We start from the raw sequence: 13,173 nt of genomic DNA, 5'->3' as shown, positions 1-13,173 counted from the left end.
TTATTAAATTACTACACAGATATATCAATTGATATAATGCTATACAGAAAGCTACAATTTAGTAAATTATATTTTTTCAATGTCATTATCACTTATTCATGGCAACTATAATTTTTCCTACGGCGCTTAATATAACACTAAAAAGCAATGTAGGAATAGAAAAATTCATTTCTTGCATTATACGAGATAAACACGACCCAGCATAGTCACTTTCATTTCCATAACACAAATATTCACTTATATCTTCCTTTATATCCTTATAATTGCATAATATGGAAGTTAAGGTTAATGCACATGACAATGTACAAGCAAAAACAGTTATTGCCAATAATTGATTTGCAAATGCCAAACTTGGAAATATTATAAACATTACATATAGCAATGCTCCAAAAAATACAATGTTACTTAGCAAAATATTTGAAAAACATGCTGCTTCCCAACATATTGCATGATACTTATTTTTATCATAATAATATAACCCCATTGCAATGCATAAAATAATAAGTGGCAGAATCAATAACATACATGTACACAAAAAATAATAACTTTTAACATTTTTCATATATTTTATTATTATATAGAGAATATAGCTGCAAGTTATTATCTAGCAGACACTATATGTCAAGAATATTATATTAAAAAGCTCATAATATACCTTAACTATGATATTATCCTTCATTATATGCATTGTTATCCAGAAGCAATATGTTAAATAAATTCATATAATTAATAATAAATTAATATCAATTTTACACATTATTTCTAATATCACACAATAAATATATTATACCCGTATTTAATTAAGAACAACCTAAATGAAATTAACATTAATAATTATGATTCTTATTACTTATATCACATAATAATGACACTTTATCTATGACGGCTAAGTATAAAATTAGGCTAGCATACTAAAATTCAATTTTAGCATTAATATTGAAAACATTTTAATCAGTATTTTCACCTAAACATTTCTCGTTCCTTCTTTAAATTATGACTATAAAATATTGTTGCAGAAAAAAAAGTAAAAATATATGATGTTACGCTCTAAGGTTCTTTGCATACACAACACTAAAAGAAATAATAAAGTTGCGAAAGAACCGATACTTTCTTAATATTGCTTAGCATTTATTTTTTACGTAATCTATCCACAATCATAGCATTCACAAATATAAATTGTATTATTAAGAGTATTGACATAGACAAAAAAAATATGCTTTTTAATATTTTGTTAATAACAGTTTCATTTCATTATCCTATTCTTATAATTATGCTTAAAAAGGCTTTGAATATACTAACACAGCAATAACGTATGCAATAAATTAAAATATTCATAATTACCAATACAATATACCAGTGTATACTTGACTCATATTAATAACTTTAACAATATCACTATAACAAATAGTAAAGTACCTAATATTTACCTATGATATTAACATCAATTAATTACGCTGCTAATACAAGAAAATATGCATAATACACCAATTTTTTTTCATTATAATGATTATATCATTACTTATAACTTATCTTTTTTATTATTTAACAATAGTTAAGATTAAGATATATTAGCTCTTCAATATCAATAAAATATTTAATGTAAGTAAATTAATATTGAAATAACTAACCAATAAGAAATATCATAATATTACTTATATACATCATTGAATAAAAATTAGTACACTACCTAATACACAATAGATCAATTACACTCACTAAAAAATCAATAGCATGCCTATATCAACAAAAAACAATTACAAAAATCTAAAATAAAATCATATTTTTAATTTTATAATTACTTATCAATATACAATTAATAACAGTAGATAAAAATATACTACAAATTCATTAGTCATTATAACTAGCTGACTGACACATTAGTTTTATCAAGAAAATAATATAAGTTTAAATTCTAATATTGATATATAATTAAAAGAACCCATAAAAAGTATTGAGAAATTATATATACTAAATTCCTGCACAATTTTTGCACACATAATAATAATTGAGTTGTTTTAATCAGACATACTACAATAAGAGAAATCTTACTAAGATTTTAACCTAAAAAATTTATAGTTAATATCTAATAACTCTATAGTATTTTATTAAAAACAATTACTTTAAACTAATACACACTGACCAATAAGCAACCTGTTTAATAAAACAAACATCTATTAAAATCAGTTATCAAGATTCTTATAAAACTAATAAAACTATCAGAACACAACGATTATTTGATTAAACAGACTGCTACAGTAAGATTTATAATATACACACATAATTTACTGTCATAACTCATATCAACTGCCTAAAATCTAAAACACAAACTATCATTTACATACTTGTACTTTTTACAAACTTATAATCCGATTCCTCCTGACGACATTCTGATACATTATTTAAATTAGAGCTTACATTTTTACTATCCTTAACACATAACCCTAATATCATATCTACAACAGACAATGTAACCAGAGTAATAAGAGTAGGTATGCCAAAACTTAACTCTCGAATTACACGTTCTCGTGAACATAAGTACAAATCAGCATTATAAGTAAAGTTGCAATAATCTTTTACATCTTCTTTAATATCACGATAATTAACTAAAAAAGCTAACATAGTTAATACAAAAGATATACCAGCAGAATAAAGAATAACCTTAGGTAGTACAGTACTGCTAACATTAGGAAGTAATATTAACACCGCACGAAATATGCCGTAAAAAAGCATCATATTTATTAAAAAAACATGTGATAAAGTTGCTAGCTCTTTCAATATGACATGTGCTTTTTTATAACCTTTGTTAAATGCCTTATTAGAAGCCCATACCAACAAAATTGGAATTATTAAGTTTCCAAACGTAAAATTAATGTAAAAATCTATAAGTTCTTTCGTATTGATTTTTTTCATAATAACAGAACCAATGCCCCACACACACAATACTTATAATAGTAATCACATATAAATAAAATCAACAATAAAATTATTTTACATATTAAAAATGTATTAATTACCTTTACAAAAATTAGTAGTATACTCTATTATAGATCAAGACTTAGACTAACATTAAATTTTTACGTATAAATAACATAAACGCCATTAGTACTAAAATCTATTTGATATCATACAACTATAATAATAATATAAACATAGAGCACTAATACAACAAATATAGCTAAAGTATTTTTGAATAAAAAAACCATAATAACGAGAAAATACTGCATTTATTAAAATATCAATATTAATAAATATATATTGCTGAATCAAAAAACATTAAATAATTTGTAAAAGTCGTTGTTGGAAAATTCAGCTATACACATTACCGATGAATTAACTAACAAAGCATCATCCTAAATATAATACATTAATATTAATTATTAAAAATAGAAAACTTTATCAAGCAGTAAATTTATAGCAACAATATAACACCTAATCATACATATTAATTTTAATACACCTTATTTTCTACAAATCAAAAAAGATAAAAATATACTATAGTAGGATAAACAAAAAATTACTTAGTTTTATATATACTTTTCTCCCCAAGAGTAATATTAAATCTATAAACTTTTATTCCCATATCATTAACAGTATATTGAGATACTAACAATTTTCTAGAATTAGGACTTACCATATGACTAAGGACTGGATCTGCAGTATTATTATATCCTTCAAAAAACATCTCTGTATAAAATACTAAAAAATCAGGATGCTGCAGCATAAAACTTATATGAGGAAGTCTATCTGAATATTTGCCGGGCATAACAGTAATAAAGCTATAATTACCTAAATTATCAGTAGTAGTTATTCCTGATCCACTAAAATGTTCATCATATTTATTATTTGGAGAAACTTTATCATTACCAACACTACTTTGGTATATACCATAGGTATTTGCCTGCCAAATAGAAACATTCATATTTGCTATAGGAACACAATTTCTATCAGTTACTTTTCCAATGATATAAATCAGTTCACCTTTAGCAGTAATAGGACTTCCTGTTTTACGCCTTAAGTTATTAGATACATAAAAATGCCTAGGTTTATTTTGTACATTATAAATTTCAGGAGTTTCAACACAATTAACAATTACAGGGTCAACAGCATAAGCCTCAGAAGCTAAAAAAGCAAAAATAATAACCAATATTTTAAACATATATTTCATATTAATAACCTTAACTTTAAGAATAAATCTTACAAACGTTAAACATTTGTCATATTAAGCCTTAACATTATAAACACATAATAATTTTACTCGTATTAATAAATCGTATAGCAATTCGACATATAATTTATAGCACTATTACCTTCAAATACATTACTTATAATAAATAATTCTAATTATATATAATCGTAAACTTGAATATGAATATTGGTAATGTATTTTTTTGTAAATGTAAAAATTATTTTATGTTTAGCAAAAATAATAAATTTATAGTAAAAAATATTTAATTTTATGTACTTATTTCTTTATACTAAATATCCCTTTGAAATTTTATATCTATTTACATCATGCCCACAATTATTTTACATTAATGTTTACAATGAACAATAACAATATTCAGCCTTTAAATTATTCAATAGTGTTAACATAACATTATCTATTAAAATATGTTACATTAAATAATGCTTACAACCAATGCTCACCTAAATTAATATGCATATTCACTAACCTAAAACCCATAGTTAATATTGATTACTATTCAATAAAGCAATATTAATTTTGTACTAAAAATATCTTAAAATATACATGAATAAGCAAACACAACTATTATCAATTTTCTTTGAGTCACATTAATTTATATAATATTCGCATAAAATTATCCATCATGTAGCCATCATCTATCATATAGCTTTTATTTCCCAATAAGAATTCTGATAATTTAACATATAGTTAATTAATATTCATAATACATAAATTAAAGTCTATGCTAATAGTCAATATATCTCATAATTTGTTCTACAATACACCATCAATACATAAATTTAACCAAATTAAAAAGAATTAATACCACAAATCAACGCAAAGTAATATTTCAATTCCAATCATAAATAACTATATGCTATTGAGATAACATAATTAAATTACAAACAATGTAAAAAAGGCACTAACATAAAAATATGGTCACGACAATAAAGTATTCTCAAATAAAAATTATAATAACAAGAAAATACTACATAAACTTATTAAAATTTCAATATTACTAAATATACATTACTTATCCAAAAAATATTGAATTAATATTTAACATAATTTATCAATGCATCATTAGAATTCAGCCATACACGCTGTTGTTTAATTTTAGTAAATCAACCTAAAGTAGGTAATAATTCTAGTGTTGCATTTTAGAAATAAAAAATACAGTTCATACAATGACATTAAAGTTAATAAATTATTTAAAAAATTTATTGATATTAAGCCATTACCTATATAAAATGAAGCTTCTTGCAATTACAATTTAAATTCAGGTTTTTTTTATGGTTAATATATCATTTTTAAACTTGGCATCAGAAATATCTTCATTAGTTAAAACAACGGTATTGGTAATAGGAATGTTTGAAGGTAGCAATCAACTAGAAGATAATGGGCTGTTAGGTAATGATTACGAAAAAGCTATAAGTATAACAAAAAATTTTCAATTTTTTAATGGTCAATTCGCAGAAATTTTTCCTCTAACTTTGACCGAAAATAATAAAGTCATCATGATAATAGGACTTGGGAAGCGCGAAGAATTAAATGAAAATAAATTATTAAAAGTTGGGGGAATAATATATTCTACACTTGAAAATATGAAAATAAAAGATGCTGCAATATTAGCAACTAATAGTACTTTTGGTGCCAATGTTGCATATGGTGCATTATTGCGCAGTTTTAAATTCTATAAGTACTTTTCTAAAAGAAAAGAAGAAAATACGCCTAAAGTACAGAACATAACAGTACTATTAAATCACAATATTGAAGAAACACAGAATTTATATAATAAATTAAAAACAGAGGGAGAATCAGTATTTTTAGCAAGATCTTTCGTATCAGAACCTCCTAATATATTATATCCAGAAGCTTACGCTGCAAAAATAAATGAAGAATTACAAAAGGTAGGTGTTAATGTAAAAATACTTGACGAAGAAGATATGAAAAAACATGGCATGATGGCACTTCTTGGAGTTGGTCAAGGTAGTCATAAAAGTTCAAAACTTGTAGTTATGGAATGGAATGGTGGAAAAAAAGATGATAAACCAATTGCATTAGTAGGAAAAGGTGTCACTTTTGATACAGGGGGCATATCTCTAAAACCATCTAAAGCAATGTGGGATATGAAATATGATATGGCTGGTTCTGCATCTGTTGTTGGAGCAATAAGAGCTTTAGCAGCTCGTAAAGCAAAAGTTAACGTTGTTGGCGTAGTAGGATTAGTAGAAAATGCAATAGGTGGTAATGCTCAAAGGCCAAGTGATATTGTAGTATCAATGTCAGGACAAACAATAGAAGTACTTAATACTGATGCAGAAGGAAGATTAGTACTTGCTGATGCTCTATGGTACACTCAAGAAATGTTTTCACCAAAATTAATTATAGATTTAGCAACGCTTACCGGTGCAATAATTGTTGCATTAGGTAATAACCAATACGCGGGGATTTTTTCCAATAATGATTTAATTGCAACTCAATTAATTGATGCAGGCAATGAAACTGATGAAAAGCTATGGCGTTTCCCATTAAGTGAAGCATATGATAAAATGATTAACTCATCAGTAGCAGATATGCAAAATATTTCAACTAAAGGTTATGGGGCTGATAGCATTACCGCTTCTCAATTTTTACAAAGATTTGTCAATCAAGTCCCTTGGGCTCATTTAGATATAGCAGGAACAGCATGGAGTGATGAAGGATTAGAAATTTCTCCTAAAGGAGCAACTGGATTTGGCGTTAGGTTACTAAACAGATTTATATCAAAGTATTATGAATAAGTAACATGATTAATCAAAGTATGCAGAAGATAAGACTTGGTATTTTAATTTCTGGAAGAGGATCCAACATGCAATCGATTATTAATGCATGTAATAGCGACTTTCCTGCAGCAGTGTCATGTGTAATATCAAATAACTCTAATGCCCAAGGATTAAAGATTGCTCAAGAAGCCAACATAGATACTTTTATTGTCAGAAAGCGTCCTTTAGATATTAACAAAATAGAAGAAATTTTAATTAAATATAAAGTAGACCTAGTATGTCTTGCAGGATTCATGAGCATTATAAACGATAGCTTTCTTAAAAATTGGCATCTCAAAGTTATTAACATACATCCTTCTCTTTTACCGTCTTTTAAGGGATTAAATGCTCAAAAACAGGCTTTTGATGCTGGTGTAAAAATCGCAGGCTGTACAGTACACTATGTATATCCAGAAGTAGATTCAGGTCCAATAATAATACAAGCTGCTGTACCTGTATTTGCTACAGATAATGTAGAAAGTTTATCTACAAAAATTTTAAAAATGGAACACTTATGTTATCCAGAAGCAATACGTTTAATAGCGTTAAATAAAATTCAGATAATTAATAATAAAGTAACATCAACAGAAAAGCTATTTTTTATGGATAATAATTAAGTAAAGTAAATTTATTATTACAATATTTACCATGTTATTGATTAAGTATTTTTATAGAAAAAGTACATATCATTAAAAACATTAATTTTCTTAGTAGTAATATATATGACTTATGTATGCTGTACGTAACATTTACAACTATAAACTTATGGTTATATACAAATAAATAAACATACAATACTTATTATATATTATAAATACATGACTAATAATATATTAGCCTATCTAAAAAATTAATTAGTCATTTTATGCATCATAAATACAGTATTAAAGTCATGGATGAATAATCGAGCTATTACATACAAGAAATATACAATTACAATCTTGGTATAGCTTATAATGTACAATCAACTGTATACTTAAGATAAATCAGTATTTAATTGGTATGATTAAATATAGATGAAATAGTTAATAATACAATATAAGATATCATATAAGCTAACTGAAATATTAGAAGAAGAATATTTCCACTTTATACATAATTAATATTAAAAATATATTATATGTAAAAAAAATTCCACTATAAATTTAATTCTCTTTTAAAAATTTTAATTATTTGACAGACAATATAGAAAAATAACCCTTATATACAACATCACTATTTATTTATTAGTATTCTTCATATTCAATTCTATAGAAAAACGCTTTTTTCCAGCATTAATTAATACACTATATTAATATTTTTTTATGTAGATACATCTTGCACAATAGGTCACTAAATATTTATCAAAAAGATCTTCTTCAATTTATCCGTATTAACAATAACAGCAACTTTAAATTATGAATTGCAAAATACTTATCATACCTACTTATCAAAATAAAAGTTACCATCTAAACTTCTAGAGATAAGAAATTTACGTTGTTATATAATCTCAAATATGTACTAATTATGAGTTAATAATCATAACTATCAACAACATTATTCTTAACATTATTATAAAGTTTTTCAATAAAACCATTAGCAGTATTATATATTTTAGTAAATATTTTACAAGTGTCTACTTATATGAAAGATAATAACTTAAATTATAAACAAATATTCAACAAACCTTTAAGCACCTAAGTTCACCATTTTATAAAAGCTCACTTAAAAAATCAATTACGTATACACAATGTATAATTGTCTTTGCAAAACAATAACTAAAGAAAAATAAAAAAACACATACATAAATAAATATAAATACAATTAATTTAGCTTCAAAAATAATAGCCTATCACCTCCCTACACTACTTAATCTCATATACATCAATATCTTTATGTAAATTACATTATAAAAATGAGCTATAGATTTAAAAAAACCACTTTATATATATAACAAATCAATGCTTTTTCATTTTATGGTGATATATTTAAACCATAAAATTTTCAGTAGTAAAAAATTAATTGCTATATCATTTCAATATGTAATAATAAGCATTATTATAGCATAAAATTAATGTGTGTGACATGCAAGTAAGTGACAAGATACGCGATTATTTTTTTTATACTTTTATAGTATTATTTTTTCCAGCAGTCCTTTTTCTTAATTCATATCCTAAAAAACACCCATATGACAATATAGCAAAATCGTTAAGTTTTATTGTGCATGTGTTATTAATAAATTTTATATTCTTTTGGCCAGTATTTTCTATTATATCTGCTATTAGTAAAAATCCATTTAAGGTCAGCCCAATATGTGCTGCGCTTGTATTATCCTCACTATTATGTGTTCTTTCATCAATTTATCAATGTTACTCCATCGCAACACATGACAATGTACATACAGAGAATAGAATAATTAATGATAATGATGAACAATATTTGTCAATAATATCTAAGAGTTTATTATTTGGAGTCCCAAGCTTACTTTTTGTAGCAACAGTATCTGCATATGAAAGAATTCAAAATAAGGATGTGGTATATTTATAATATAGTATAAATTAAATCCCATCATACTTAAATAAATGCATGCTACTAGCATTAAGTAAAAAAACCTCCAATGTTTAATTATTGTTCACTATAGTAAAAAGTTATAATAAGCTTCCATTCTTATAAAAAACATTAGCATGTGTCTTCCCAAAAAACATAAATTAACAATCAATATAAAAAAGTATTAAGAGTACAAAATTTTCAATGTTAATACATATTATATAAAAGGTATGCTAATGCAAAAATATTTTTCTTAAATTTACTAACTATATAAATTAGATATTAAAAAATAAATTCAGTACACCAATATCAGAATTAACTAAAAATACATAATGATAAATATGACGCAATAATAGTTGATAGAGGGCACGCAGGATGTGAAGCAGCATCTGCCTCTGCAAGAATAGGTACCAATATATAACCCTACAATTCCTAAACAGAAAGATATTCCTGTTACATAAAAAAATAATAACTACAGCACATTTACATACAATACCTTTTACATAAAATATTTTATTGCATTACAAAAAATTTTAAAACCATCACCATATATAGGTAAAGCCTTACCCAACCTCAAATCTCTTTCCTTAATGTATGTCCAATCATATCGTTGAGTAAAAAATAATGCTCTTTCTGGATGTGGCATCATCAATAATACTCTCCCACTATTATCTGATACAGCAGCAATATCATACAACGATCCATTAGGATTATAAGGGAAAATATTATTTGCGTAATTTTTATCATCTTTTATGTATCTTAAAGCTACATTTTTATTATAAATTAAATTCTGTAATACATCATCAGCAGCATAAAATTTACCTTCACCATGAGCTATAGGAATATATAATGTCTCTATGTCAGATAGCCATATAGACTCATTATATACTTTGACATTTACCCATCTACACTGATACTTATATGTATCATTATATGTAATGGTAACATTACTAAATGTATCAATCAATTTCATTAGTATTTGACATCCATTACATATACCTATAACAAGTTTATCTCCAATCAAAAACTCTTGAATCTCTTCTTGAAGATTATTAAGTATACGTAACGCAAAAGCATTACCTGCACCAGTATCATCACCGTAAGAAAAACCTCCAGGTATTGCAAGTATGTTATATTGCTTTAATAATTTAACATTACTTATCAATTCATTGATATGAATAATATCTCCTGTAATATTAACACTAAAATATTGACCTGCTTCTAAAAACGCAATGAGAGTCTCTTCTTCACAATTTAATCCATATCCAGATAATACAGCTACTTTCACTTTTCCCTAACTAAATATTATAATTATATATATACAATATTTGACAAAATTAATATTATTTTTTACCATTAGTTGCATTATATAATTTAATTATATGCATAAACATAATGATAAATATGACGTAATAATAGTTGGTGGAGGGCACGCAGGGTGTGAAGCAGCATCTGCCTCTGCAAGAATAGGTGCCAATACTTTATTAATTACCCATAAATTTTCTACAATAGGGGAAATGTCATGTAATCCTGCAATTGGGGGTATTGCAAAAGGGGTAATAGTACGTGAAATTGATGCATTAGATGGATTAATGGGAAAGGTAATTGATAAATCTAGTATTCACTCTGCTATATTAAATCACAGTAAGGGTCCGGCTGTATGGGGACCACGTGCCCAAGCTGATAGACAAATGTATAAGCTCGCAATGCAGGAAATAATCTTAAATTTACCGAATTTAACAGTATTAGAATCATCAGTTGAGGAGTTTATAGTAGAAGATATTAACAATAATCCTACAATTAAAGGTGTTGTAGTCTTAAATAATAAGTATATATATACAAAAAAGTTAGTACTAACAACTGGTACATTTTTAAATGGAATAATGCACATTGGAAACAATAGCCAGCCTGCAGGAAGAATAGGAGAAGCACCATCAATAAAATTAGCAACAACATTGCATAAATACAATTTTAAATTAGGTCGACTAAGAACTGGAACACCTCCTAGAATAGATGGAAACAGTATTAATTGGGCAATCTTATCTGAACAAAAAGGAGATAATCCACCAACACCTTTCTCTTTCCTTTCGGATGCCATTAATACTCCTCAAATTTCTTGCTATCTTACACACACTAATATAAACACTCATAACGTTATTCAAAATAATCAACATAGAGCAGCATCTAATCTAGCATTAAAAGATATTAAGTCTCCTAGGTACTGTCCATCAATAGAAGATAAAATTAAAAGATTTCCGCATCGTACAAGTCATCAAGTATTTTTAGAACCGGAAGGATTAAATTCTAATTCTATTTACCCTAATGGTATTACTACTTCTTCTCCTATTGATGTGCAGCATGAAATGCTTAAAACAATTCCTGGACTAGAAAATGTTAAAGTAATACGCTATGGATATAGCATTGAATATAATTTCATAGATCCACGCGAACTATATCATACATTAGAAACAAAAAAAATTCGTGGTCTATATTTTGCAGGACAAATTAATGGCACAACTGGATATGAAGAAGCAGCAGGACAAGGAATAATTGCAGGAATTAATGCAGCACTATCATTAAAAACACACTATACTCCATTTATATTAAAAAGAAATGATGCATATATTGGTGTCATGATAGATGACTTAGTTACCTTAGGAACTTCTGAACCATATAGAATATTTACCTCTAGAGCAGAATATAGACTACTATTACGATCTGACAATGCAGATACACGCTTAACAGAAATAGGGCATAAGATATCTGCAGTATCTTGCGAAAGATATTTAGCATTTCAGAAAAAAACACAAGAAATAAAAAATTTATATAATGTATTAAATAACTTAACAGTAACTCCTAACCAGCTATTAACCCACAATATAAATATATCTCAAGACGGATGTAAAAAAAATGCCTTTGAACTGTTAAGTCACAATAATGTAAATATTAATTTAATATTACAAATATGGCCAAATTTACAAGCATTTAGCACAACAGCACTGAAACAAATAGAAATTGAAGGAAAATATGCTCCTTATTTAAAGCGCCAAGAAACAGACATAAAGCTTTTTCTCACTGAGGAAAATACTACAATATCACATATTAAGTATTATTCTCAAATAAATGGCTTATCACAAAAGAGGTACAAGAAAAATTACAAAATATAAAGCCACCTTCTATTGGATCAGCAAAAAGAATTCCTGGCATAACACCAGCTGCTATCACTATGATTTATTTACGGCATTATAACAAACAGAATAATACTTTTTGATTAAACTAAAATACTATAAATATTCTACATATATCACTACTTAAAAGAAAAGTATTTTTGATTACATAAAATTTTTAATACCACTATTACAAGCCCTTTCTTTACCTGGGAATAAATCACATAAAAATTATTAGAACACTTATATCTAAATAACAATAATAAGTTTTCTATAATTGATTCCTCATAGAGATAATACAAATACTAACTTTAGCACTAATAAGGATCATTTTTTAAATTAAAATCAACACATTATTAATAGATAAACTAATAATTAATTAACAAGCTACTACTTTTTATGCAAAATATTCAAAAACATGAAAAATTATCCTTTATTATATCGAATTATTAAGTACATCACATGCTAAATAATTTTCTAAAAAGAATGG

The 13,173-nt window shown here is 25.9% G+C and carries 7 protein-coding genes and 1 pseudogene; 4 read left to right on the top strand and 4 right to left on the bottom strand.

All coding sequences use genetic code 11. The features are described from left to right. Window positions 1-88: 88 nt before the first annotated feature. From HL033_RS03275 to HL033_RS03265, 3 genes are all read right to left on the bottom strand, one after another. Entirely contained in the window at window positions 89-562 is a 474-nt protein-coding gene (locus HL033_RS03275; RefSeq protein ID WP_218193872.1) for a hypothetical protein, read from the bottom strand. A gap of 1,772 nt (window positions 563-2,334) precedes the next feature. Continuing rightward, window positions 2,335-2,934: a hypothetical protein gene (locus HL033_RS03270; protein WP_218193871.1), complete on the bottom strand. Its 600-nt coding sequence runs from the start codon at window positions 2,932-2,934 to the stop codon at window positions 2,335-2,337. Window positions 2,935-3,514: 580 nt separating this feature from the next. Continuing rightward, the gene (locus HL033_RS03265; RefSeq protein ID WP_218193870.1) at window positions 3,515-4,165 is read right to left on the bottom strand and encodes a protocatechuate 3,4-dioxygenase; all 651 of its coding nucleotides are present in this window, start codon (window positions 4,163-4,165) and stop codon (window positions 3,515-3,517) included. Between the two features lie 1,313 nt (window positions 4,166-5,478). Here HL033_RS03265 and HL033_RS03260 point away from each other — a divergent pair. The 3 genes from HL033_RS03260 to HL033_RS03250 all read left to right on the top strand — a co-directional run bounded on the left by HL033_RS03260 (window position 5,479) and on the right by HL033_RS03250 (window position 9,516). Further along, window positions 5,479-6,969 carry a leucyl aminopeptidase gene (locus HL033_RS03260; protein WP_218193869.1) on the top strand — a complete coding sequence of 497 codons (1,491 nt, stop codon included), beginning with the start codon at window positions 5,479-5,481 and terminating at the stop codon, window positions 6,967-6,969. Window positions 6,970-6,989: 20 nt separating this feature from the next. After that, a complete protein-coding gene (purN, locus tag HL033_RS03255; protein WP_218194515.1) occupies window positions 6,990-7,607 on the top strand; it encodes a phosphoribosylglycinamide formyltransferase in 618 nt (205 codons plus the stop codon). Window positions 7,608-9,054: 1,447 nt separating this feature from the next. Further along, complete coding sequence (locus tag HL033_RS03250; RefSeq protein WP_218193868.1) at window positions 9,055-9,516, top strand: hypothetical protein; 462 nt, start codon at window positions 9,055-9,057, stop codon at window positions 9,514-9,516. Between the two features lie 499 nt (window positions 9,517-10,015). Here the strand turns inward: HL033_RS03250 and HL033_RS03245 are convergent, their stop codons facing one another. Further along, entirely contained in the window at window positions 10,016-10,804 is a 789-nt protein-coding gene (locus HL033_RS03245; protein WP_218193867.1) for a phosphoribosylformylglycinamidine synthase subunit PurQ, read from the bottom strand. A 94-nt stretch (window positions 10,805-10,898) separates the two neighbouring features. Between HL033_RS03245 and mnmG the strand changes: the two are divergent. Next, window positions 10,899-12,787, top strand: a pseudogene (mnmG, locus tag HL033_RS03240) (tRNA uridine-5-carboxymethylaminomethyl(34) synthesis enzyme MnmG). The last annotated feature ends 386 nt before the right edge of the window (window positions 12,788-13,173 follow it).

Origin of the sequence: Neoehrlichia mikurensis (genome assembly GCF_019186785.1) — a bacterium.
Classification (GTDB): domain Bacteria; phylum Pseudomonadota; class Alphaproteobacteria; order Rickettsiales; family Anaplasmataceae; genus Neoehrlichia; species Neoehrlichia mikurensis.
Note: the sequence above shows the minus strand (reverse complement) of the source record. Positions and strands in the feature narration are given on the sequence as shown.

Coding starts and splice junctions, on each gene's coding strand:
- HL033_RS03275 (WP_218193872.1), bottom strand. CDS start 562: ATGAAAAATGTTAAAAGTTATTATTTTTTGTGTACATGTATGTTATTG.
- HL033_RS03265 (WP_218193870.1), bottom strand. CDS start 4,165: ATGAAATATATGTTTAAAATATTGGTTATTATTTTTGCTTTTTTAGCT.
- HL033_RS03260 (WP_218193869.1), top strand. CDS start 5,479: ATGGTTAATATATCATTTTTAAACTTGGCATCAGAAATATCTTCATTA.
- purN (WP_218194515.1), top strand. CDS start 6,990: ATGCAGAAGATAAGACTTGGTATTTTAATTTCTGGAAGAGGATCCAAC.
- HL033_RS03250 (WP_218193868.1), top strand. CDS start 9,055: ATGCAAGTAAGTGACAAGATACGCGATTATTTTTTTTATACTTTTATA.